General features: G+C 48.7%; 20 protein-coding genes and 1 pseudogene. 17 read left to right on the forward strand and 4 right to left on the reverse strand.

Annotated elements, in window-relative coordinates; all coding sequences use genetic code 11:
• The first annotated feature begins 132 nt into the window (after nt 1-132).
• From NYE69_RS16035 to NYE69_RS16060, 6 genes are all read left to right on the forward strand, one after another.
• The gene (locus NYE69_RS16035; RefSeq protein WP_340930417.1) at nt 133-282 is read left to right on the forward strand and encodes an oligopeptide/dipeptide ABC transporter ATP-binding protein; all 150 of its coding nucleotides are present in this window, start codon (nt 133-135) and stop codon (nt 280-282) included.
• 110 nt (nt 283-392) lie between these two features.
• A complete protein-coding gene (locus tag NYE69_RS16040) occupies nt 393-2,150 on the forward strand; it encodes a sensor histidine kinase (protein ID WP_340927003.1) in 1,758 nt (585 codons plus the stop codon).
• A gap of 4 nt (nt 2,151-2,154) precedes the next feature.
• A complete protein-coding gene (locus tag NYE69_RS16045) occupies nt 2,155-3,393 on the forward strand; it encodes a response regulator (protein ID WP_340927004.1) in 1,239 nt (412 codons plus the stop codon).
• A 3-nt stretch (nt 3,394-3,396) separates the two neighbouring features.
• Nucleotides 3,397-4,689 carry an ABC transporter substrate-binding protein gene (locus tag NYE69_RS16050; protein WP_412761698.1) on the forward strand — a complete coding sequence of 431 codons (1,293 nt, stop codon included), beginning with the start codon at nt 3,397-3,399 and terminating at the stop codon, nt 4,687-4,689.
• A gap of 141 nt (nt 4,690-4,830) precedes the next feature.
• Entirely contained in the window at nt 4,831-5,931 is a 1,101-nt protein-coding gene (gene bglB, locus NYE69_RS16055; RefSeq protein WP_328271146.1) for a beta-galactosidase BglB, read from the forward strand.
• A 37-nt stretch (nt 5,932-5,968) separates the two neighbouring features.
• Nucleotides 5,969-7,519 carry an MFS transporter gene (locus tag NYE69_RS16060; protein WP_328271145.1) on the forward strand — a complete coding sequence of 517 codons (1,551 nt, stop codon included), beginning with the start codon at nt 5,969-5,971 and terminating at the stop codon, nt 7,517-7,519.
• A gap of 71 nt (nt 7,520-7,590) precedes the next feature.
• On the opposite strand, the gene NYE69_RS16065 is transcribed toward NYE69_RS16060, so the two are convergent.
• The 3 genes from NYE69_RS16065 to NYE69_RS16075 all read right to left on the reverse strand — a co-directional run bounded on the left by NYE69_RS16065 (nt 7,591) and on the right by NYE69_RS16075 (nt 10,638).
• Nucleotides 7,591-8,508 carry a hypothetical protein gene (locus tag NYE69_RS16065; RefSeq protein ID WP_328271144.1) on the reverse strand — a complete coding sequence of 306 codons (918 nt, stop codon included), beginning with the start codon at nt 8,506-8,508 and terminating at the stop codon, nt 7,591-7,593.
• 95 nt (nt 8,509-8,603) lie between these two features.
• Complete coding sequence (locus tag NYE69_RS16070) at nt 8,604-9,320, reverse strand: ABC transporter ATP-binding protein (protein ID WP_328271143.1); 717 nt, start codon at nt 9,318-9,320, stop codon at nt 8,604-8,606.
• A gap of 16 nt (nt 9,321-9,336) precedes the next feature.
• Nucleotides 9,337-10,638, reverse strand: a complete 1,302-nt coding sequence (locus NYE69_RS16075; protein ID WP_328271142.1) for a hypothetical protein — start codon at nt 10,636-10,638, stop codon at nt 9,337-9,339.
• A gap of 280 nt (nt 10,639-10,918) precedes the next feature.
• On the opposite strand from NYE69_RS16075, the gene NYE69_RS16080 reads away from it, so the two are divergent.
• From NYE69_RS16080 to NYE69_RS16090, 4 genes are all read left to right on the forward strand, one after another.
• Nucleotides 10,919-11,194 (forward strand): hypothetical protein, encoded by a 276-nt coding sequence (locus NYE69_RS16080; protein ID WP_328271141.1) that lies wholly within the window; start codon nt 10,919-10,921, stop codon nt 11,192-11,194.
• Between the two features lie 126 nt (nt 11,195-11,320).
• On the forward strand, nt 11,321-11,464 hold the full coding sequence (locus NYE69_RS33720; RefSeq protein ID WP_412761699.1) for a hypothetical protein: 144 nt from the start codon (nt 11,321-11,323) through the stop codon (nt 11,462-11,464).
• 272 nt (nt 11,465-11,736) lie between these two features.
• Nucleotides 11,737-12,105 (forward strand): glyoxalase superfamily protein, encoded by a 369-nt coding sequence (locus tag NYE69_RS16085; protein WP_328271140.1) that lies wholly within the window; start codon nt 11,737-11,739, stop codon nt 12,103-12,105.
• Between the two features lie 264 nt (nt 12,106-12,369).
• Nucleotides 12,370-13,875, forward strand: coding sequence for an alpha/beta hydrolase family protein (locus tag NYE69_RS16090; protein ID WP_340927007.1), 1,506 nt, complete (start codon nt 12,370-12,372; stop codon nt 13,873-13,875).
• A 477-nt stretch (nt 13,876-14,352) separates the two neighbouring features.
• Here the strand turns inward: NYE69_RS16090 and NYE69_RS16095 are convergent, their stop codons facing one another.
• Nucleotides 14,353-14,925 (reverse strand): GbsR/MarR family transcriptional regulator, encoded by a 573-nt coding sequence (locus NYE69_RS16095; protein ID WP_328271138.1) that lies wholly within the window; start codon nt 14,923-14,925, stop codon nt 14,353-14,355.
• A gap of 171 nt (nt 14,926-15,096) precedes the next feature.
• Between NYE69_RS16095 and NYE69_RS16100 the strand changes: the two genes are divergently transcribed.
• From NYE69_RS16100 to NYE69_RS16130, 7 genes and pseudogenes are all read left to right on the forward strand, one after another.
• The gene (locus tag NYE69_RS16100; protein ID WP_328271137.1) at nt 15,097-15,978 is read left to right on the forward strand and encodes a carbohydrate ABC transporter permease; all 882 of its coding nucleotides are present in this window, start codon (nt 15,097-15,099) and stop codon (nt 15,976-15,978) included.
• A 30-nt stretch (nt 15,979-16,008) separates the two neighbouring features.
• Nucleotides 16,009-16,850 (forward strand): annotated as a pseudogene (locus tag NYE69_RS16105) (carbohydrate ABC transporter permease).
• 31 nt (nt 16,851-16,881) lie between these two features.
• Nucleotides 16,882-18,243: an ABC transporter substrate-binding protein gene (locus NYE69_RS16110; protein WP_340927009.1), complete on the forward strand. Its 1,362-nt coding sequence runs from the start codon at nt 16,882-16,884 to the stop codon at nt 18,241-18,243.
• Nucleotides 18,244-18,253: 10 nt separating this feature from the next.
• Nucleotides 18,254-19,033 (forward strand): HAD family hydrolase, encoded by a 780-nt coding sequence (locus tag NYE69_RS16115; protein ID WP_328271134.1) that lies wholly within the window; start codon nt 18,254-18,256, stop codon nt 19,031-19,033.
• A 68-nt stretch (nt 19,034-19,101) separates the two neighbouring features.
• On the forward strand, nt 19,102-19,983 hold the full coding sequence (locus tag NYE69_RS16120; RefSeq protein WP_328271133.1) for a metallophosphoesterase family protein: 882 nt from the start codon (nt 19,102-19,104) through the stop codon (nt 19,981-19,983).
• A 364-nt stretch (nt 19,984-20,347) separates the two neighbouring features.
• On the forward strand, nt 20,348-22,150 hold the full coding sequence (locus NYE69_RS16125) for a sensor histidine kinase (RefSeq protein WP_328271132.1): 1,803 nt from the start codon (nt 20,348-20,350) through the stop codon (nt 22,148-22,150).
• Complete coding sequence (locus NYE69_RS16130; protein WP_340927010.1) at nt 22,128-23,675, forward strand: response regulator transcription factor; 1,548 nt, start codon at nt 22,128-22,130, stop codon at nt 23,673-23,675. The genes NYE69_RS16125 and NYE69_RS16130 overlap by 23 nt, the downstream gene beginning before the upstream one ends.
• Nucleotides 23,676-23,791: the final 116 nt, after the last annotated feature.

Here is a 23,791-nt window from a genome sequence, read left to right on the forward strand (position 1 = left end):
CTCGGGAAGAGGTGAAGCGGCGAACTGTTTCTTTGTTAAAAGACAGCAAAAAGTAGGCTTGGCAGATGTAAGTGTAGTATGGACGAAAAAGAGACGGTTCATAACATAAGCGGAAGTTTGCGCTTCGGCGGAATGAGGCGGAACCCGTCCCCGCTCAATCCGCCAAGCGGGTGTGCGTTCCATCCGCGGTGTCCTTTTGCGGCGGAAACGTGCAGGACCGTTAAACCGGTACGGAAAAAAGTTTCCGAAGGCCACTTTGCGGCCTGCCATCTCGCGGAATAGGAAGGGAGGCCGCTGCCGGCGAGGTGAGTGAATTGTATCATATAACAGCTTTAGAATTTTACGTACTATAACAAATAGAATTGGATTAGCCAAGGGAGCTATTATATCCCATGAAAAAGATATGGTCGCGCATTGTGAGTTTTTATAAAAATGCGAAGCTGAACGTAAAGCTCTTATTAACGATTACCTTGATTATGTTGACGACGCTGGTCCTTGTATTGGGAGGCCTTCAATATGCCTTTTCCCTTTATGATGAGCAAATCTACGCCAAATCCTCGCAAGTGTTGATGATGTCGTCCAACCGCATCGAAGAGGAGCTTGAAAGCGTGGAAGAAGTCAGTTACAACATCGCGGTTGATCCGTCTATTCAAAAAATGTTGTTGGATCTGCAAAAAAATGTAACAGGCTATGATTTCTATCGCCTTGAACAGAAAATCGGCGACGAATTGAAAAAATACGCGGATCAGGAAACTTGCATCGATGCGATTTATTTATACGATTCGACAGGAAGGGAATTTTCAGCCGGGGATGGCGCAAGCGCTTTAAAGAAGAAGGATAAGGAGCTTGCGCTGAGCCAGGCGGACCCGTATGAAGGCAAAAACTATTGGATGGAGTTGGCCGGATATAATGGGGATATTATTTCTGTCCGCCTGATCCGGTCTTACGGGAACCTGGATTTTGAGAACATCGGCAAACTGCTTGTCCGCGTTAATTTAAACAAGATTGTAAGCGGTTTACCAAAACCTCGTGGAGAAATTGCGGGAAATATTGTGATGACGAATGGAAATGGAGTTTTCTATTCGGAAAAAGGAATGGATGCGGTTAAAGATTATCATTTCTTGGCCCCAAATGATCAGGGCTACAGCATTGAACGCATTCATGGGGAAAGAACTTTTGTCAATCATATTACGACCGGCTTTAAGGACTGGACCTACTGGAGCCTCATTCCGTTTCACATGATGTTTTCCAAAATCACTGCCGCGAAGTATACTTTGGTGCTGGTTTTTATGTTTATGTTCGTTTTTCTTATTTCCCTTGGGTTTAATTTTTTAAGAAAAATTACGGACCCCATTCAAGAATTGGCCTTTACCATGCGGGAGGTTCAAAGGGGGAACTTTCACGCCGTGGATTTATTGGAGCCCGCGATGGTTGATCAAGGCGAGGTAGGGATTCTTTACCGGAATTTTATAACCATGATCCACAGAATCGACGAGTTGATTCAGGAGAACTTCGCTAAGCAGCTGCTGGTCAAGGAAACTGAATTTAAAGCGCTTCAGGCTCAGATTAACCCGCATTTTTTATACAATACATTGGAGTCCATTAATTGGCTGGCGAAAACCAATCAACAGCGGCAAATTTCAAGCATGGTGGAAGCATTGGGCCATCTTATGAGATACTCCACAAATTTCAACCGGGATTTCGTTACATTGGAGGATGAAATCGATATGGTCAACAGTTACTTAACCATTCAAAAGTACCGGTTTGGCCAGCGGTTTGAATTTCACATGGATGTTCCCTTTTACGTTAAAAAATACAAGATTCCCAAATTAATATTGCAGCCGCTGCTGGAAAATGCGTTTAAGCATGCCGTTGAGCCTTCCGTCGGTTTGTCGGTTATCAAGTTGCAAGTTGATCAGGAAGCGGACAGGCTATTGATCCGGATCGAAGATAATGGGCCAGGCATAGATCCCTTTATACTTCAAAAAGTAAAAGAAGGCCAAATCGTTCCTAAAGGCACCGGAATAGGATTGAACAATATCGATGACAGGATCAAGCTTTACGCTGGGGAACCATATGGGTTAAGCATTGAAAATCTTTCGGGAAAAGGGACCGCGATTACGGTGATACTGCCTGTTCAAACGGGGTGATAGGATGTCTTATAAAGTGTTGTTGGCGGATGACGAACAGATTATTGTCCAAGGGATTTCCAGTATCGTCGATTGGGAAGCATTGGACACGGAACTTGTGGCAACGGCGGAAAACGGGATCGATGCGTATGAAAAGATGGCCCGGCTTGAACCGGATATTGTGATCAGCGATATCCGAATGCCCGGCATGGACGGACTTAGTCTGGTTTCAAAGGCGCATCAGGAATTTCCCGCCATGAAATTTATCCTATTGTCCGGATACAGTGAATTTGAATATGCCAGAACGGCCATGCGTTATGGGGTTAAAAATTATTTGTTGAAGCCGTGCAACGAGGATAAAATTACAGCCGCGCTTCAGGAGATCATTCATGACTTGGAACAAGAAAAGGCTCAGGATACCCTTGTCAGCCAGCTTCAGGAAAAATACGCAAAAGCTCAGCCCTTGATTAAAGCGCATCTGTTAACTGAATTTTTGGCCGGCCGGAACTATTCAAACAACGATTTATCCTTCTATCAGCAGCTCTTCGACGTAGAGATCCATCATCAGCGGGTAAGACTCGTGCTTTTTAAGCCGGAAGGTTCGTATTCTTATGAGCATTTATTTGCCATCAAAAATATCGGCGCCGAGATCCTTGATTCCGTCCTGTTAAGTATGAATATGGGCGAAAATGCCGTGTTTCTGATCGAGGATGATCATGACGCGGAAAAATTGCGGCAAAAAATCGAACGGATTAAAGAACTTGCCTGCCAATACTTCAAAAAGGATACCACCGTCGCCATAAGCGAAGGGGATCATATCCACAACGCCGGGAAGCTGTACCGTGAGGCTATGGAATGTTTAGAACACCGTTTTTATTTGGGAGAAGGAAGCATTATCACGCGAAAAGATGTCCTGGCTTTCAAGTCAAAGCATTCTTCCGTGATCATCAGAGTAATAGAAGTTCTAGCGGAGAACCTGGGCAATCCCGCTTTATCGCTTAAAATGGTGGCCAATGAGATTTTATATATGAATCCGGATTACCTCGGAAAACTGTTTAAACAGGAAACCGGCCAGAGATTCTCAACTTATCTGACTAAACTAAGAATTGAAAAAGCCGTGGAGCATATTGCCAAAATGGATGACGTTAAGGTCGGAACCTTGGCGGAAATCGTCGGTTTTGGCGACAATCCCCAATACTTTAGCCAGGTTTTCAAAAAATATACCGGCTGTACGCCGTCTGAATATCGCAAAAGGGAGGGCTAGAGCTTGAGAAAGTCCGGTTTGATATTCATGTTGTTTATATTGCTCCTTTCCATGGCTGCCTGCGATGCAGGCCATCAGGGAAACAACGGCGGTAATGAAAATGAAAAAGCGACCCTGCGCGTGGCCTGGTGGGGCGTGCAATCCAGACATGATTACACGATGAAAGTGATTCAAATGTATGAGCAGGAACATCCCAATGTAGAAATTGTGGCGGAATACGCCAGCTGGGACGATTATTGGAAGAAGCTTGCTCCGCGGGCGGCCGCCAGCGGGTTGCCGGATGTGATTCAAATGGATAGAGCTTATTTGTTTCAATACGGCGCAACCGGCCAACTGGAGGATTTAACCCCATACATAGAAGGCGGCACGATTGATGTTAGCTCCATTGATGAAAACGCGATCTCCGGAGGAAGGCTGGCCGGGAAACTTTATGGCTTCCCGCTTGGGTCGAACGTTCTTTCGGTGATTACAAATGATGATCTGATGCAGGCAGCGGGCGCCAAAATGGACGATGAAAACTGGACTTGGGATGACTTTGAGCAAATCGCGATCGCTGTCCATGATGCCGCCGGCGTGTATGGTACAAATGGAATGTACCCTGCCGATGTATTTTTTCCGTACTATTTAAGAACACAAGGCTCGCGGCTTTACAATGAAGACGGGACAGGCCTTGGCTACACGGACGATGGGTTATTTGCCGATTATTTTGAACGGCAGCTGCGGTTAGTTGACGCCAAAGCGTTCCCGACTCCGGACGTTCAAGCGCATATCACAGGAATTAACGATGATCTTATCGTAAAAGGAAATGCAGCCATGAGTTGGAATTGGTCCAACCAATATTCAGGATTTGCCGAATCGGCCGCAGCGCCGTTATCCATCCATCTGCCTCCCGAGCATGCGGACAAGGCGGCTTTATTTTTAAGACCGAGCATGTTCTTCTCGATCCCCAAGAGTTCAACGCAAAAAGAACAAGCGGCCAAGTTTATCGATTTCTTTGTAAATAATACGGATGCCAACATGTTGATCAAAGGCGACCGGGGCGTTCCGGTCTCTGCAAAGGTGATGAAAGAAATCAAACCGGAATTGTCCGAAGTTGACACCAAAATCTTTGATTACGTTGAAAAGGCATCCCAACATGTACGCACTACCGATCCGATCGACCCGCTGGGCAATGCGGAGATCATGAAAGCGCTTGACGATCTGTCCGAGCGGATTTTATTTAAGAAAATTACCCCGGAACAGGGAGCACGCTCCTTTAGAAAGCAAGCGGAAATGATTTTAGACAAGAATAAGTAATCGTCCTGCAAACAAGTAGGTTTTTTAAACGTAAACCTCTGTTTTTTTTATGGTTCCATGAAAGCATTTTCTCTACAATGATGGTGTGAGTGAAAGCGGTCACAATGTTGCGGATAGAGATCATGATTTGGAGGGATTACGGTGTTGCAGGAAAGGGCGATCGCCAAGCAAGAGGTCATTGATTCCATTCATTTATTAATGAATAATCTTACGGAAATCAAGGACCAAAGCGGTGAATTTTTGCTTAACTTTGATGGGTTGATTGTGGATGACAAAAGCTGGCATGTGTGGAACTGGCCGCAAGGTGTAGGGTTATACGGAATTTATAAATACTGGAGATTAACCAATGACCAAAGAGCGCTGGAAATCATAAATGAATGGTTCCATGCCAGAATCCGGGAAGGGGCGCCGCCGAAAAACGTCAATACGATGGCGCCGCTGTTAACGCTGGCTTTTTTGTATGAAGATACCGGAAACCGGACTTACCTGCCCTACTTGGAGGATTGGGCCGAATGGGTCATGCATGATATGCCTCGCACAAAAGAGGGCGGACTGCAGCATATGACTTATGGACCGGAAAACAAAAATCAGCTTTGGGACGACACGTTGATGATGACCGTGCTGCCGCTGGCGAAAATCGGGAAATTGCTGAACAAACCTGAATACCTGGAAGAGGCCAAAAAGCAGTTTCTCATTCATATCAAATATTTAACGGACAGAAAGACCGGTTTATGGTACCACGGCTGGACCTTTGAAGGAAACCACAATTACGCCGAAGCGCTTTGGGCCAGAGGAAATTGCTGGATCACCATTGCGATTCCCGAGATGATTGAGATCTTGGAATTGGAAAAGGGAGATTTTCTCCGTGAATTCCTGATTGATACATTGAACAGACAAATTGAAGCTCTTGCCGATTACCAGGATGAAAGCGGTTTATGGCATACCTTAATCAATGATCCGACCACTTATTTGGAAGCCTCGGCGACAGCCGGATTTGCCTATGGCATTCTAAAATCCGTTCATAAGCGGTATGTCAGCCAGGAATATAAAGAAGCCGCCCACAAGGCTATTCGCGGAATTATGGGTGAAATTAATCAAGAAGGGGCGCTGCAAAAAGTATCCGTAGGAACAGGTATGGGCGACACCCTGGAATTTTACAAGGGAATCAGAACGACCGCCATGCCTTATGGACAATCGCTTGCCGTGCTGTGCCTGTCGGAATATCTTCATACTTACATCTAACGCCAAAGTGAAAGCGGTTAAAATGGAGGGAAGTAAAGTGGTTAGACAACCCAAATTTATTAATTATATGTCCTATGGGTTAGGCGATTTCTTAGGGGCGGGCGCCTTTGCCCTGACAGCGGCATGGTTGCTTTTCTTCTTAACGACTTTTTGCGGCCTCACTGCCGTGGAAGCCGGTTCTATTTTTGCGATTGCCCGGATTGTAGATGCGATTGCGGCGCCGACTATGGGATACATTACGGATAATTTTCATAAAACCAAACTGGGCCGCCGCTTTGGAAGACGCAAGTTCTTTATACTGGCAGCCATTCCGCTTGTCCTTGTCTATACAGCGATTTGGGTTTCCGGCTTCGGTTACTGGTATTACTTATTAACCTATATCTTGTTTGAAATTGTGTATTCCATGATTTTGATTCCTTATGATACGCTTGCCGCCGAAATGAGCAGCGACTATAGAATACGTTCGAAGTTTACGGGCGCCAGAATGTTTGTCGCTCAGGCTTCGGCCGTATTCGCCGCATTTATTCCCGGCCGGCTTGTGGAAGCCTTGGGTAAGGATGATCCTCTTACCTACCTGTACTCGGGTATTATTTTCACGGTCATATTTGTAGTGGTATTGTTGCTGCTGTACAGAAATACATGGGAACGTCCTTTCGATGAAATCCCGCAAGAGGAAGTCATTGATAAAAGAACCTTTTTACAAAATGTTCATAAGATCTATGCGGATTTATTCTCGACTTTGCGGGTAAAAACATTCCGCCACCATCTGGGGATGTATTTGGGCGGATATTTAAGCCAGGATGTATTCAACGCGGTGTTTACTTATTTTGTTGTTTTTGCCCTTATGCAAAGCGCCGTAGCCGCATCCAACCTATTGACCTTTATGTATGTCATGCAGTTGTTCGGCGTATGGATTGCGCTTACTTTAACGATTAAATTGAATCCTGCCCCGGCGTATAGAACGGCAATTTCCCTCTTTATCGCAGGGATTATCGGATTTATCGTCTTAAAGTTCACCGGAACGCTAAACAGCACCGCTTTATTGTTCCTTATGATCGGCATTTGCGGGTTGGGACGCGGCGGTTTGAACTACATTCCCTGGAACAATTATGCCTTTATTCCGGATGTGGATGAAGCTTTAACCGGGCAAAGACGTGAAGGGGTGTTCGCCGGTGTCATGAGCTTGATTCGAAAAGGGACACAGGCGTTAGCCGTCTTTTTGGTAGGCGTGGCCTTGCAGGAAGCGGGGTTTGTATCCGGACAAACATCACAGCCGGATTCAGCGGTAACGATGATTATTTCCATCTTGCTGTTCGGTACGCTCTTCTTTTTGGCGGGAGGCCTAATCATCTCCTATCGTTACAAATTAACTAAAGAGAATCATGTCGTTTTGCTGGATGAAATTAAACGCTTGAAAAACGGCGGCTCTAAACAAGAGGCTACGACGGAAGCACGCAAAGTTTTTGAACAATTAACCGGTTGGGAATATGAAAAAACATGGGGAAACAACACAGTGGGGTATGAAAACCTGGTGAAATATAAGGAGAAACAAGATAGTCATGAAACCAAACATAAAGTAATTGTATAAACCAGCTGTTAAACCGCCTGCAGCGGCGATATTGCCGGCTGCAGGCAGTTCATTTTTCGGCGAACCGTCTGTCAATTCTTTTCCATCATTTGGATAAGTGCAGGGTAGTCGTGGATGGCGACTCCGCCAAACCCGTCATGGTCCGCATAAAAATCCGTCACGGTATTTAATTGCTGATTCATATAATTCAGGCCTTTGTTGTAGTACGTAATTTCATTCGTGATAGTGCCGCCGTTCGGAGAATTGGTCTCCGCGCCGATATAAATCTTTTTGCCTAATTTGGCCGCATAATCGGTTTCCGCCAGGGTGGCGCGGATCTGTTTCTCGGCCGTGTCGCGATAGGCCATGATGGATACGGTGTCCACGATGTCCAACACAAAATAACTTAGCGGCTTTTTCTCTCCGCCGGTTTGCACGATGACCGGATTTTGCCCCGTTGCATACCACCACGGAATCGCTGCGTTGAACTCCAAATTCTCCTGGCTTGAGGCAATTTCATTCGCGATTTTCTTCAGAACCTGGATGTATTGATAGCAAACGGAGCCTCTTTTAGTTAAATATTCGGGCAAGGTGTGCGGTTCAATATCATACTGAATTCCGTCAAATTTACTGGCCGGATAGGACGCGTTATAGGAAATCACTTGGCGCAGTTCCTGCAGCGCTTCGCGATGATGGGTTTCCAGCGCCCAGTTGGCTCTGCCGACAAGCGCGAACACGCGTATTCCGTCCTCATGCGCTCTTTGGATCAATTCCTCATAAGTTGCGGGCTGATCCTCCAGCGTCTTTCTTGTCCCGATAAACAATAAGTTGATGTCGTTTTCCTTTAAAAACTGCAGCAGCTGTGTAATCTTGTTGGAATCGGAAGCCGCTTCATAAAAATCCCAAACCCATAGCGCTTTGGTTTGCTCATTATTCGCATGAGCCGGGGAAGGTGCTACATTCACCAACGTCAAACAAACCGCCAACACTAAAATCGCTATTTTTCTCACTCGGTTCTCTACTCCATTCTTTTTAAATCTGCAGGGTTTATTTACCAACAACCAGATTAACATAAAAGTGGAATTTGTCGAATGATCTGTTGGGCCTATTGTGAGGTTTTATTTGCCACGTAGAGACTCTCCAAATCCCCCGTGGCTTTGCCGGCATATACAATACGGCCATTTCGCAATATGGCGGCTTGATTCGCCAGTTTTTCCGCTAGCCCGATAATATGAGTGGATAACAGGATGAGAGCACCTCGGGCACAGTATTGCTGCAATGTATCGCGCACGATTATGACTTGATCCGGGTCAAGTCCGTTGGTCGGCTCATCCAAAAGAAGGATATCCGGTTCGTGCAGCAATGCGGATGCCAGTGCGACCCGCCTTGCCGTTCCTTGGGACAAAGCGCCAATCGCGTAGTGGCTGTACGGTTCCAATGTAAAATGCTTGAGCCAGTGCCCTATCCGCTCCTCCAGTTGATCAGGGGAGACGCGGCGCAGCTGGCCGATAAGCCGCATCATTTCGATTACGGTCAAAAATGGATACTGAAACGGAAACTCCATCATATAGCCGATGCGTTTTTTATATTGTTGATCCTGCCAATGAACCGCTTGCCGGCCCAGCAAAATGCTGCCTTGCTGGGCCGGCTTCATCCCTGCCAGCAAATGCAACAGCGTCGTCTTACCTGCGCCGTTGGGACCGAGCAGTACCGTAATTTCTCCCCCCTGTAGGGTCCAATCGATGCCATGCAGGATGCGTTTATCTTCGTAAGCATAGCTGACTTGCTGCAGTTGCAAGGACAGCGCTAAGTTTGTCTGCATCTTATTTGATCTCTCCTTACATTGAAAACTTGCCGGGAAGACTTTCAGGTACCTGACGTAAAAGTCGATAAAATCCAAATTGTATGGTTATGGAGACGATTATGAATAGTATTTGATGCGCTTGGTGTAAATAGATGAGCAAAAACATGCAGATTGTAATTAAAAGCTGAGCGGGCAGCGAAATACGCCCTTGAGTTGTAAGATGATATCCAGCCAGTAAACTGAATGAAACAAATGTGGAAGTAAGCAGCAGGCACTGCGCTAATAACTCGAAAAACGACCATGCCGTCCAAGTCCAGTCTAAGCGAAATCCCCAGATTAAGGTATGAACGATGAACATACTTATGCCTACTGTCCCATAAAAAAGCCATTTTGCCCATAACCCTCTATGCCAGGCACCCAAGGTAACGGTGTATAGTGCTATTCCTCTGCCTTCGGCTGCGAAGCTTCTTATAACCCAAACGTCGCTGACCAGCCAGACCATCAAGGCCGCGCCTACCGGGACAACTATCGGGGTATCGACTGCTGAATAGTAGGTAAAGAGCTGTAATAAACAAACGGCAATAAGAAAAGGAAACATATCTTTGAAGCGGGTTAGAAAATAAACCTCTTTACGAAGTAACGGATAGCGGGACAGGATATGCCGTTTGGCGCCGGATTCAGCCGGCGGGGCTGCGCTTATCATTCGCGGCCAGGAGAAGCGTGACGCTTGAAAAGCGGCGATGTATTGCAGCAAGGTAACGGCGATTGCAACGATCAGCCGAACCGCAGGTATAATGGGCAGCATCATCAATGAAATATTAAGCGCCAGTACTGTCAATAACAGCAGGGCTAACGATAGCGATCCGGCTGTTCGCTCTCTCGCCATTCCCGAAAGCGCCACAAAGCAATAAACACCGAGTTCTGCAAAGGAGAGTCCGAGCAACAGCATTAGGAATGCTTGTCCGAAACTATATGACGGTGACCAAAGCAATTGACCCAGCAGCATCCAAACAAGCACAAGAACAAAGGGGGACTTTTTCCAGATCATATAAGAGGTTAAAAAACGAGTCCCTCGTCCAAGCGACCATAAGAAGCGCATTTCCGCCATCATCAGGTTCCCGGCAAACAGACCAATTCCAACGGTCATCCCTATTAGCCCCCAGCAGCCCGTTATAAATGTGGATGAGAAGCCCTTTTCGGCTAACGCCGTAGTGAATTGATATGTCCCGCGGAGCAGCAAAAGAAGGAGAAGCAGCGTTAAAACGATATCGCGCCATGAAATATTCTTGATCCGAATGAGATAAACGGATGCGTAAAGCTTAAAACTTGAACTCATTCTAATCTTTCTCCTGTTAAGAAATTGGTGAGAATGAATGCTTTTTTTATTCTTTCATCGCTTAGTTTGGATGAGAGGTCGTTTTGATTTACGATGCTATGGCCATCCGGCTATGTTATCTTTATTATACAATAAGATAGATTTAGCGGACGGATAATACGCAAGAACAAGTAAGCGCTGCCAAATCGGTGATCGCAGCGTTTCAAGCAAAATATCCTTACATTACGGTCGAACACGAGACACGTCCCGGCGGTTCCGAAGGCGACAATCTGGTGAAAACGTGATCCTGCCGCTGCTTAAGCCGGTATCCGCCACGATCATCATTACACAGTCCGTGTTTATCTTTAACGATTTTACGAATCCTTTGTACTTCTTTCCCGGATCGGACAACGCAACCGTTCAGTTGACGTTGTACAACTTTACGAGACAGTTCGTGTCCCAATGGAATCTGTTGTTTGCGGACATTTTGATTATTACGATCCCGATGCTGCTGCTGTTTGTAATATTTAACAAACAAATTGTCTCCGGTATGGTCTCTGGATCGGTGAAGGGCTGATTTGTAAGCTATTCCTATTAAGGTACAGGAGTTGAATAGAAAGTGGGAATACGTCAGGAATGGGTTGAGAAGGCGCAAAATCTGATTCCAGAGCTGTTGGAAACTAGCGTTTAACCGCAAGAACTTATTGCGGTGTACCCGGATGAAGCAGCGTTCCAAGGTTGGGGGAAGGAATCTTTAGGTCCCTATGAGCGTGTTTTGCATCAACCGTTTGATAGAGGCGAAAGCTTTATCCTCGATTTTGGAGATCACCAGGTGCTATCCCCATAAGGAAGCAATCTCATCAACAGCTATTGCCATGCATGGAGCTGCACACCCACTTATTTTATCCGCAAATATTTTGCTTAAATATGAGAAATAACAAACGCCCCAGCCAAAGATAGGAGCTATCTAAGGCTGGGGCGTTTCCAGAATGGTTTGTTTGAAGCCTCGAGTCAAGAGAACACGAATATATTTTTGATAGTACAAAGTAAACTAACGGGCAGGATAATACAACTAGATAATTGAATAAAATTACAATACCTGATATGAGGAGGGTCAATATGCAAACAGTGATTCCTGCACTTCGTATAACTGACTATGCAAAAAGTAAGGCTTTCTACGTGGAGGGAATGGGTTTTCAAATCGACTGGGAACATCGATTTGAACCACATTATCCCGTTTTTGCTCAGATCACCAAGGATGAAATGACCATTTATTTGACTGAACATACCGGGGACTGCCAAGTTGGTGGATTAGTTCATTTTTTTGTTCCAAATGTTGATAGCTGGTACAACGAATTAAAGAGCAATAAGGATATCCATACTATTGAGCCTCCAAATGAGGATCTTGAAGGGCTTCGTATGATGAAAGTCGTAGATCCAGATGGTAATCAATTACGTTTCTGCACTCTTTTAGACAATTCTGATTGAACTATTTGGGAGACGATAGCTCAAAATAGCCGCAGCCAGATTAAAACCTCTCCATAGAAGCAAACTAGATTTAATAGCTTCTATAGGGAGGTTTTATTATGAACTTAAGAGAGTTTAGATAAGAGTATCATGTAACTGATACATTTTGGATTCCGAAACCGTCTTTATAATAAAGCTGCGAAAGGAGTAGGGGTGCTTAGGCTAACCTGGCAAGATAAAGATTGGGACGAACGAAAATGGAAATTTTTTAAAAGGAGAATGGAGATGAGGTTGTTTGAACTGTTGCTCTTATTGTCAAGCATCGGCTTGCTTGCAATAACAGTTCCATTAAAAAAAGGACGGCGTAGAATTCCAGTATCCGTTGCAAGCGGGTTCGCCACACTTTTACTGGTCATTCATTGGACGGTGGAAGGATACAGGGTTCAGCTATTTTTCCCATATTGCATCACGATCATATTTTTAGCCATTTCAGGTTTTAGCTATTTTAAAAGAAACGGTCCCCCAAAAATCCCACGATTCATATTGGGTTCAGCTTATACCGCTATAGCAATAATGCTGGTCGTAACAGCGGGTCTCATGTATGCTTTTCCTGTATTTAAACTACCTGAACCGACTGGCGAATTAAAAGTAGGAACGCAAACTTTACATTTCGTGGATACGAATAGGGCAGAAATTTTCGACGAAGCCCAAGATGGCAAGAGAGAATTGATGGTTCAGGTATGGTATCCGGCTCAAGCCGGCACCGGCAAGTACGCTCCCTTTGTTCCCGATCCCCAGATTTTACGTTATATGGCCGCGGACTATGGCCTTCCCGCGTCTACTTTTCAACACCTGAAGTACGTATCCAGTCATGCTTATTCGGGGGCCGAAGTCTCTTCGGCGCAGACTTCATACCCGCTGATCCTGGCGAATCCCGGCAACGGCTCTTCCAGGTTCCTCCACACGTCGCATGCCGAAAATCTCGCGAGTCATGGATATATCGTGGCCGTGATCGACCACACCTACAATACATTCGCAACTGAGTTTCCGGACGGGCGAATCACGACCAGCACAACCAACGACTTATTCTCGCCGGGCCAAGATTACCGGACGAGTAGAGAAAATCGCGACAAGTTGGGAGAAGTTCTAACCGGCGACGTGGCGTTTGCGCTGGACCAATTCGAGCTCATCCAATCGGGGCAGATTCCAAGCCATCTAAAAGGGAAGATTGATCTTCGTCATGTCGGGGTGTTCGGCCATTCCATCGGCGGAGCGACGGCCTATGACGCTTCTTACGATCCGCGAATCACGGTTGGAATAGACCTTGATGGAGGGCTTTATCGGCTGCGTGACAGAGAGGGTCTGCGAAAGCCGTTTTTGTTCATCAACTCGGAAAGCTATTTCGAAAGATTAAAAATGGTGATGGATAACCGGGTATACACGGATGCAGAGCTTAACCGTATGGGCTCAACAAGAGAGTGGGAGGATCAAGTAACGGAAGATAAAAAGTTGGAGCTTGAACGGATGCGCGAAACGGTCGATGAAGGAGGAGAAGTCCTCTATATCGAAAATACGGAGCATTTGAATTTTGCCGACGTACAGTTCATTTCTCCGGTTTTCAACATGCTGGGCATTACAGGAAAGATTGCGCCCGAAAGAGCGAACTCCGTTATCAATGCCTATATGCTGGATTTCTTCGATATGTATTTGAAAAATCAGGGCGGTATCTTAATGAAAGGACCGGATAGCCGCTTTCCGGAGGTGAAGTTCGTTACCTTATCATTGCGCTAACGGGTACGATAGCTGCAATAAGCCGCCTCTTCAACGAGGCGGTTTTCTTATCGTAAAAATCAACATCAGGATTTAACATAGAGAGATATTCAGACCATGCAAGAATAGCTATTAAAGATAAGGTTTAAAAGATTTTTGCCGTTTTATCGAATGTGGGAGTAGTTCGAAGCAGGCAATGAGTATTTATGCAACGGGTCATTTGCTACTTGGTTGTAAAAAGGTGTAACGTAACGTTACGTGGTAATTATCGAAAATATTTTAAACCAAGGAGAAAAAAACCGTGAGCAGGAGAAGAGAGCTTCTAGCTTCACGCATCAGGGCCACAGCCCCTGGTTTGTCAGATGTATCACATTTAAGAGGGGAAATCAACAATTTCTTAACTATGATGACATCATATAGCAACCCAGCCCAAGATAAGATTTGTAAGGGGCTGGGTTGTTTCGTGAATTTGTTTAGCTTGGCAATGGGAAGCCATTTCTATCCTTCCTGCGAGGAGGGGGCATGGCTTTCAAAGTATTGTCCGCTTTGCAAACGGTTTACAAACTGCTGCAGCCATTCGTAATAGCTCACGGCATGCTTAAGTTTATGCAAATCCTGCAGGCAAAGCTTGCGCTCCTCCTCGGAAGTGGAAATATCGAGAATCGTTTCGGACAGGGACGGGATTACCGCTTCCAGCGCCTCAACCATGACGTCAATTTCCCGCTGCAGCTTGGTGGCGAAAAACGCCTGGAACGCCTTGAAAAAATCCGTTTCCGCAGCATAAAGATCCTTTCGTGCCTCTTTTTCGTCCAGCTTCGCCACCATTTTGGATTCGATCAAGGAACGGACCGCATAACTCATATTGCTTTTGCTCATATTCATGCTCTGCTGCATTTCCTCCAGCGTCATCGGCCGGTCTTCAAAAAACATGATCCCGTAAAGCTGACCGTAAGAGTAATTAACCCCGTACAAGTCCATCGTTTGGGCGATCGCATCGATTACTTTGGCCCGCAGCTCTTCCCGAAAGTTTAGCGGGTCCCTCATTTTCCCCGAAGTTGGCTTTTTCACCATGACACCTGCCTCGAAATTTTACATAAAATTAATCATCGCTTCACGCAGAGATAACCCTTTACTCAAATATTGAACGTACAATATTTATTGAACAGAATATGAATAACACTATTTTACAACCAATTATAGCAAGAATTCAAAAAAAATTGAACAGTGGAAAAAGGAGGATTCATGAAACGTTCTCAATTAGCGGAAGACTTCCGGGCGCTGCTGTTCACGCTGCCCGCCATGGTTCCGCTGGCGTTGTTTTGGTTTTATCCGCTTGGGTTTATCATCTATCTCAGTTTTATGGAATGGGATTTCATGAGCCCGGACAAGCTCTTCGCCGGACTGCAAAACTACCGCGATTTGTTCGCCAATCCGGCATTTTATCAGTCACTCCGCGTTACCGTGCTGTTTTGTGCGGGCAGCGTACTTCCCGTGGTCGTGCTCGGACTTGGCCTGGCGCTGCTGCTGAACCGGAACATGAAAGGCGGCGCTTTTTACCGGATGCTGATGTTCTCGCCGTGGGTGACTCCGACAGTGGCCGTGTCGATCGTCTGGTCCTGGATCTACGAACCCGAGGTCGGGCTGGCGAACAGTCTGCTGAAGGCGATTGGCCTCGAGGGAATCCGCTGGCTGGAGGACCCGAACTGGGCGCTCGTTGGCATTCTCCTCGTCACCATCTGGAAATCGGCCGGCTGGGGGATGATATTTTACCTCGTCGCGCTCAGGAATGTGCCTTCCGATTTGCTGGAAGCCGCCGAGCTGGATGGAGCAAACCGCTGGAACAAATTTGTGCGCGTTACGCTGCCGCTGATTTCGCCCACGACCTTTTTTCTGGTCGTCGTTCAGGTCATCCAGTCGCTGCAGGCTTATGACCAAATTAATGTGCTTACCCAGGGCGGACCGGCAGGATCCACCAGAACGCTGCTTTACCTCTATTATCAATCCGCTTTTGAGTCGTTTCAAATCGGAGAGGCTTCGTCGGTGGCCATTACGCTGGTCATCTCATGTGTGACCCTGTCGCTGCTCTCGTTCTGGGTTGGACGGCGCACGGTTCATTACACTTAATTGCCCCTGGGAAGGAGAACGAGCTAATTTATGCAAGGTTTAAAACAGCTGGGGAGTGCGCTTCGCTACTTACTGGTTGCGGCGGCATCGCTGCTGATGGCGTTTCCGTTTTACTGGATGGTGACCAGCGCGCTGAAAAGCAATGACGAGATATGGCAGTTCCCGCCGACATTATGGCCGCAAAGTCCCAAATGGGGGCAGTTTGCCGAGCATGGGTTGCGGCTCTGTTTGAACGGTATATGGTCAACAGCATTTTTGTCGCGATTTCCATTGTCGTGCTGCAGATCATTAATTCCGGGATGATGGCTTACGCCTTGACGCATATGAAATTCCGCCTGAAAGGATTTTTTACCGCAGTGGTGCTGGTCGGATATATGGTGCCGAGTACGGCGGTTTACCTGCCCGGCTATATTTTGCTGGGCAAGCTGGGGATGCTGGATTCCTACGCCGGGCTGATTTTCTCCAACTGTGTGAGCGTGTTTTCGATTTTCCTGATCAGACAAGCCTTTCTTCAGGTCTCGCATGAACTGGTGGAGGCCGGGCAAATCGACGGAGCTTCTCATTTCCGGATTTTGTGGACGATCCTCCTGCCGCTGACCCGCTCTTCCTTTGCGGTACTAGGGCTCATTACCTTCATCGATCAGTATAACAATTATTTCTGGCCGATGCTGATCACCAAAAGCGACGATTTGCGGCTGGTTTCGGCCGGGCTGCGCAGCTTTTTTGTGGAGGGGGGTGCTTACGGGCTGAAATGGCCGCTGATTATGGCCGCCAGCGCCTTCACGATCGCTCCTTTGCTCGCGTTGTTTGCGCTGACCCAGAAAACGATCATGCAAAGCGTCAATTTGTCCGCAGGTGCAAGTAAGGGTTAATGAAATGAAAACCAAACGTGGAGGGTATGAAATGCCAAATTTAAAGAAATCATTTTTCGGAATTTTGATGACATGCACATTCCTGCTGATCAGCGCATGCGGGGAAGGCTCCGGCGCGGCAGGCAACTCGGCTGACCCGGCTCAGGCCGCTTCCGGCGGAAATGGGGAGAAGACGGGAACGCAGACCTCCGCGAAGCCGGTAACGATCGAGTTCTGGTATGGACTCGGCGGGAAGCTGGGCGAAAACATGCAGGTTTTAATCGATAAATTCAACAGCTCCCAGCAGGAGGTTATCGTTAAGCCGGTCGTGCAGGCGGATTATAGCGAAACGGAAAAAAAGCTGCAGGCGGCCATCGCATCGAAGACCGTGCCCGCTGCGGTGCTGTCCTCCAATGTGGACTGGGCGCGCAAAGGGTACTACGCGCCGCTTGATGAGCTGATCGCCGGAATGCCGGATTTTAATCAGGAAGATGTGGTGCAGACGTTCCTCGAACAGGGGAAGGTGGACGGCCAGCAGTTTTTCCTGCCGATGTACGGAACGACGCAGGTGATGTATTACCGGAAGGATGCGCTGGAGAAGCAGGGAATCAAAGCGGAAGATTTGACGACCTGGGAAGCGCTGGCTGATGGGGCTGCGAAAATGACCGTGAAAGAAGGCGGCAAAACCGTATTTTACGGCTGGGAACCGATGTGGGGCGCTGGCAATATGATCGACGCGGTATATAGCAAAGGCGGCAAAATTTTGAGCGATGACGGCAAAACGGTGCTGATCGATTCCCCGGAATGGGTGGAAACGTGGGAGTTGTTCCGCAAATGGATCCATGAGGATCAAATTATGCGCATCCACTCCGGCGGCCAAGGCTGGGAGTACTGGTACAAAACGATCGATGATGTCATGAAGGGACAAGCGGCCGGATACACTGGCTCCAGCGGCGACCAGGGTGACCTGGACTTTAACATCGTGGCGGCGATGGAGCAGCCGGGCTGGGAAGGCGCAGGCGAAGGCAAGCCGGTCGCCGAGGCGATTATGGCCGGTATTCCGGCAGCGGCCAGCCCGGAGCAGCAGCAGGCGGCGATGAAATGGTTCAAATTTTTTATGAGCGCGGAAAATACCGCTTTCTGGTCGATGAACACCGGTTATATTGCGGTTCGCCAATCGGCCCTGGATAATCCGGAATTCGTCGCTTTCAGCGAAAAAAATCCGCAGGCCACCGTGCCGCTCAAGCAGGCAACACACGGCTCGAAGCCATTCCAGGATCCTACGGGCGGCAAAATTACCGATGCGCTTAAAATTGCCGCGGATAAGGTGCAAATCAGCAACGTTCCTGCCGCCGAGGCGCTTAAGGAAGCGAAGGAGACGGCGCAGCGCGAACTTGACCGGATGGGCAAATAAGGAGGTTCCCTTGGCTCAATTGACCGTACACGGCCGGGAGTTTGACATCCAGGCGATATTGTTTGACAAGGATGGCACATTGCTTGATTTTGTTTATACCTGGGGAAAATGGGGCGAGCTGCTGCTCGCCCGTTTCTCCGCAGAGCTTAAGGGGCGCCGGCTGCCGGTCCTTCCTCCCAATCTCCTGGAGATGTGGGGCATGCGTTATAACGAAGCAGGGGAATTTGCCGGTTATGACCGGAATAGTCCTTTATCGATGGGAACGGTTGATGATCTGCTGACACTGTTAGCCTGGGAGGGCTACAGGCTTGGTTTATCCTGGGCGGAGGCCTGGATGCTGGCGGAGACATGCCGCCTTGCGGCGGATGCCGGTCTGGAGCAATCCCGGACGGCCCGGCTAATTCCCGGCGTGCTTCCCATTCTTGAGCAATGCGAGCGCTGCGGAATCAAACTTGGGATCGTCACATCCGATGATACGGCCGCAGCGGAGGAGCATTTGGAGTGGCTGGGGATTCGCCGGTTTTTTTCGATATGCTTGGGAGCCGATCAGGTCAACCGGGGAAAACCGTTTCCCGATATGGTGGAGTCCGCCTGCCAGCAAATCGCGGTGGATGTTGCGCGCACGGCCGTGATCGGCGATACGAACGGGGATATGCAGATGGCCCGCTCAGCCGGTGCGGCTGCGGCTATCGGTTTGGATGCGGAGGGTGCGGCGGGCAAAAACGGGTTTCCGCTGGCGGACGCCATAATTGCCTCTTATGATGAGCTTGCCATTCGGAAAGGCCAGTAAACGGAAGGTGGAAAAGAAATGATTGGGGTCATCGGTTTAAATATGAGCGGCAAGGGAGGATGATGGACATGGCAAATACAGCTATGGCGAACGGGAGCGGCGAGCGGCGGGACGACAATATTCTGCTCGCTTTTCAGGTGATTACCGACACGCATGTTCGGGCGGATGCGCGGCATACCTATAACGTGAACCTGGAGAAGGCGCTGCAGGACATTGCAACTCACGGCGCCGGGAGCGCCGGGGTGATGCACGTCGGTGATGTGACCGACCATGGATTTCCGGAAGAATACGAGGAATGGAAACGAATTTGGCGCCAGCATGAGGGCTCTTTACCACCCCTGTACATGACCATGGGCAATCACGATGTGGGCTTGGGAAATTGGGATGAGCGTTTGAGCCGTTTTCTGTACGAAACGGGGACGGAATCGACCTATCATGATCATTGGATTGATGGTTATCATTTTATATTTCTGGGGACCGAGGCAGGCTTGGAGATCTTCTGCTCACTGTCCGAGCAGCAGTTGGCCTGGCTCGACGCCAAGCTGGGGGAAAATGCCGCGGCGGACCGGCCGGTGTTCTTGTTTTTGCATCAGCCGCTGAAGAACACGGTCGCCGGCTCTTACGAGGAGCAAAAGTGGTACGGCGTCGTCCAGGATGCCGAGCTGCGGGCCGTCTTGGCGCGTCATCCGCAGACGATTCTGTTCACGGGGCATACCCATTGGGAGCTGGAAGCGCCCAACAATTATTTTACCGGGCAAGGTGAGCTGCCGGCTATGTTTAACGCGGCTTCCGTCGCTTACCTGTGGACCGATGAGGATGAACATAAGGACGGCAGCCAAGGCTACTATGTGGAAGTTTACAAGGACCATGTAAGTGTGAGGGGCCGGGATTTTACGAGGGGCGAGTGGATCGAAGCGGCGAGGTTTCAGGTGAACTTTCCGCGGAAGTAAAAGCTCGAGCCAACTGCTGTTTGGTTGTCATTATTTTTCCGGGAGGTAAATGGAAGACTGATATGACGCGACGCGAGAGAGAACATGTTCTCTCTTTTTTTATTTTGCAAAACTTTTAATTTGAAGGAAAGTTAGCAAGCTAACAATAACAAGATAGCTAACAAAAAACGAATATATTTATCCGAAAATTTTGGAAGTGCGGCATTCCGTTGACTAATATAGACGGTTGGGAGTACATTATTCTAGTGTGAATATAACAAATTACATAACAAATTAAAATGGTATTTAATACCGGTCCCTTTTTCGGGTGTCGTTGGTATGGGCTTTTTTTAGGGAACTTCTGAAGACTGGGGGAGGCCGGAAGATGAACTTCGTCAGAATACTGAACGACATGAAGCTAAGGAAGAAGCTGTCGCTCGCCTTTATTACGGTTGCGGTGCTCCCGCTCCTGGCCAGCGGGATATATTTAACGGGCAAGTTGCGCGAAATTATGGTGATGGATGCCTTCGAACAGGCCGCGAATAATGTAGACCGCGTGCGGAAGCGAACGGAGGAGGTTATCAAGGTGCCGCTTGACATCTCCTATCGCCTTTCCAACGACAGCCGTATGAAATCCGTGGCCAGCCGCAGCTATGGCAGCTACATTGAGGTAATTCAGACATACCGCCAATACTCCGACATTCGGGATTATATGCGGCTGTACAAAGAGGTCAAAGCCATTCGGCTTTACACGCCCAACCCGACGATGCTGAATAACTGGGAATTCATGCAGCCGGACGCCCGGACGGAGCAAGCCGAATGGTACCGGATGGCGCTTAGTAAAAAGGGACTTGCCGGCTGGGTATATATCCAGGATGAGCGGGACCAGAAGTATTATTTAAGTCTGGTGCGAAAAATCAGTCTGGAGGAGCCCCGCAAGGAAAGCGTACTGGTCATCAACGTCAATACCGAAATGCTCAATTCCATCCTGTCTCAAGAATCGTTTTCGACCATGATTGTGGACGACCGGAATAATATCGTGGCGGCCAACCGGCCGAATTTATACGGCAAAAATCTCAGCGAAGTGAACGCCGGAGACAGCATGCTGACGCAAAGAGACGGCAGCTTCGATGTCGTCATGGACGGAAAGCCGTCCAAAGTCGTTATCGCCAGTCTGATCCCGGAGAGCAGCTGGAATGGGCTGCGGGTCATTTCTGTGTTTACGGTGTCGGATATCGTTCGGGAGGCGAACGGGGTGATCCGGCTGGCCACTTTGGTTATAGGAGGTTGCCTGGTCGTGGCGGTGCTGCTGGTCCATGCCTCGGCGTCTCTCATAACGAGCCGGCTGCTGCGGTTAAGCAAGCATATGTCCAGAGTTGGTGCCGGATCCTGGAATACCTATCTTGATCTGGACGGAAAGGATGAGATCGGACAGCTCTCCAGGCAATTCAACGCTCTTGTCCATCGGGTAAGCCAGTTGATGCGCGAAGTGGAAGAGAGCAACCGGCAGAAGCGGTTGCTGGAACAAAAGCAAAACGAGATCAAGTTTAAAATGCTTGCAAGCCAGATCAACCCCCACTTCCTCTTCAATACCCTCGAATCGATCCGGATGGAAGCGCATCTTCGGGGGGAGGAGGATCTGGCGCAAGCGGTCTGGCAGCTTAGCAGCTTGATCCGCCATAGTCTGGAGGTCGGCAGCGGCAAAATCCGGCTTTCCGAGGAGCTCAATATGGTGCTTTGCTACCTGGAGCTGCAAAAGTTCCGGTATGAGGACCGGCTTCAATATAAACTGGAGATTGCGCCGGGCACCGAAGAGATCGAACTGCCGCCTCTGATCATCCAACCGCTCGTTGAAAACTCGATTCTTCACGGGTTGGAGCGGAAGGAGGAGGGCCCGACGCTGATCACCATCCGAACGGAATTTGGCGGAGAGGGCGAAGTGTTCGTAGAGATTCGCGATCACGGGGCCGGAATCTCTCCTTTGAAGATGCAGTCCTTGCAAAGGCAGCTGATGGAACCGGAGGAAGCCGGACGGCGGATCGGGCTCCGCAACGTGCATGATCGCCTGCAGCTTACCTACGGCAAAGGTTCGGGACTTTCGATTGAAAGCAAGGAGGGAGAAGGTACCCGAATTACATTTTGCATACCTAGGGGGAAGGAACCGAATGTTCTCAGTGATGATTGTTGATGATGAACCGAAACTGCGCCTGGGGCTGCAAACCTTGATCCCGTGGCGGGAGCTGGGATTCGAAATTATGGGAACGGCGGCGGGCGGAAACGAGGCACTCCGTGTTCTTGGGGAGCAGACCCCCGATGTACTGCTGGTCGATATCCGTATGCCCGGCATGGACGGGCTGCAGCTGCTTCAAGAAATCCGCCGTCGAGGCTGGGACGTTCATGCAATCGTGCTCAGCGGTTACGCCGACTTCGAGTACGCCCGCCGGGCGCTCCAATACGGTGTTGAAGCATATCTGCTCAAGCCGGTGAACAAAGAAGAGTTGGCTGCTCTGCTTCAAAAGATTCACGGTCAGCTTTCCGCAAAACTGCAGGAGAAGAGGGGGCAGCAGGAGGTCCATTCCCGGGAATGGGCGGTGTATTCCCTGCTGTCAAGCTCGCATGATTGGGGAAGCGTTTCCTTGGATGAATTGGCTGAATCGCTTGGAATCAATTGGATGACGTATCAAGTTGTATTGATCGCTTTTCCGGGTCTGCATCCGGAGGAGGATGAGCGAATTCGCAGCTTCCGGGAACGGTTGGCGGCATCATATGCCTCGGATGGCCAAGGCGTTGTTCTCTATTTTGCTCCTTATACCGTTCTGCTTCTGGGCAAACCTCCGGCAGGAGACCTCGGCCGGGCCGAGCTGTACAGAGACCTGCAGCTGTTGTCCGGAGAATTCCGCGCCCGGATGGCTGCGGCGGCGGGCGAAACGGTCCGGGCGCTGCCGGAGATCACGAATTCGTTCCGTACCGCGCGTTCCCTGCTGGAGCGCAGCTTTTTCTTTGACAAGGGGAAACTGCTGACAGCGGGGACTCCGGAAAGCTACCGGACGGCGGCCTCCGTCGCTGCCGATGCATCCTTGCCGGACGGAGAGGAGGCGGCCTTTCGTCTCTATTATTTGGTTGACGTCGGACATGCGGAAGCGATCCATTCCTTTCTGGACGGCGTTGCCGCGCAAATGGCGATTACAGGGAAGGGAGAAACGGAGATTCGCGAGCGGTTCTTTTATTTAGCCAATGAAACGATTCGAAAGATCCCCCCTCGCCTCTGGCCGGAATCCGGTTATCCAGGGGAACCGGCCCAATTCCTGGCGGGCATTTACGGTCAGCGCTATATCCGGGATCTTGTCGGCTATGTGGCCGCAGTTATGGAAAGATTGGCCCGCTGCGCGGATTATACCAGCCGGGACAACGAAATGAAGCGCATGCTCGATTTCATAGACCGCCATCACCACGAAAATCTGAGGCTGGAAATGCTGGCGGGATTGTTTAATTACAGCAGATCTTACCTGGGCCAGCTTTTTAAAAACTACACGGGGGAATACTTCAACGCTTATCTCGACAGAGTTCGGATCGAAAAAGCGAAGGAACTGCTGGCGCAGGGGATGAAGGTATATGAGGTGGCTGAGAAGGTAGGATACTCCAATGTGAATTATTTTCATAACAAATTTAAAAAGATAGCGGGGCAATCGCCCTCCTCGTATCAGAAAAAATGATAAATCATGATTGTTTCTGAAAACATTGTAGATTTTAGAATGAAATTGTGCGAAATCCGCGATATGTTTCAAAACCGGCATTTGCATTAGGATGATAGCAGAGAGGGGGGAAATCA

The sequence above is a fragment of the Paenibacillus sp. FSL R5-0527 genome (assembly GCF_038008055.1).
GTDB lineage: Bacteria > Bacillota > Bacilli > Paenibacillales > Paenibacillaceae > Fontibacillus > Fontibacillus macerans.

Excerpts from the sequence above, each read along its gene's own strand:
- NYE69_RS16095 (WP_328271138.1), bottom strand. The coding sequence starts at position 14,925 with ATGGTGAAAAAGCCAACTTCGGGGAAAATGAGGGACCCGCTAAACTTT.
- NYE69_RS16040 (WP_340927003.1), top strand. The coding sequence starts at position 393 with ATGAAAAAGATATGGTCGCGCATTGTGAGTTTTTATAAAAATGCGAAG.
- NYE69_RS16120 (WP_328271133.1), top strand. The coding sequence starts at position 19,102 with ATGGCAAATACAGCTATGGCGAACGGGAGCGGCGAGCGGCGGGACGAC.
- NYE69_RS16110 (WP_340927009.1), top strand. The coding sequence starts at position 16,882 with ATGCCAAATTTAAAGAAATCATTTTTCGGAATTTTGATGACATGCACA.
- NYE69_RS16070 (WP_328271143.1), bottom strand. The coding sequence starts at position 9,320 with ATGCAGACAAACTTAGCGCTGTCCTTGCAACTGCAGCAAGTCAGCTAT.
- NYE69_RS16090 (WP_340927007.1), top strand. The coding sequence starts at position 12,370 with ATGAGGTTGTTTGAACTGTTGCTCTTATTGTCAAGCATCGGCTTGCTT.
- NYE69_RS16085 (WP_328271140.1), top strand. The coding sequence starts at position 11,737 with ATGCAAACAGTGATTCCTGCACTTCGTATAACTGACTATGCAAAAAGT.
- NYE69_RS16100 (WP_328271137.1), top strand. The coding sequence starts at position 15,097 with ATGAAACGTTCTCAATTAGCGGAAGACTTCCGGGCGCTGCTGTTCACG.
- NYE69_RS16125 (WP_328271132.1), top strand. The coding sequence starts at position 20,348 with ATGAACTTCGTCAGAATACTGAACGACATGAAGCTAAGGAAGAAGCTG.
- NYE69_RS16130 (WP_340927010.1), top strand. The coding sequence starts at position 22,128 with ATGTTCTCAGTGATGATTGTTGATGATGAACCGAAACTGCGCCTGGGG.
- NYE69_RS16035 (WP_340930417.1), top strand. The coding sequence starts at position 133 with ATGAGGCGGAACCCGTCCCCGCTCAATCCGCCAAGCGGGTGTGCGTTC.
- NYE69_RS16075 (WP_328271142.1), bottom strand. The coding sequence starts at position 10,638 with ATGAGTTCAAGTTTTAAGCTTTACGCATCCGTTTATCTCATTCGGATC.
- NYE69_RS16045 (WP_340927004.1), top strand. The coding sequence starts at position 2,155 with ATGTCTTATAAAGTGTTGTTGGCGGATGACGAACAGATTATTGTCCAA.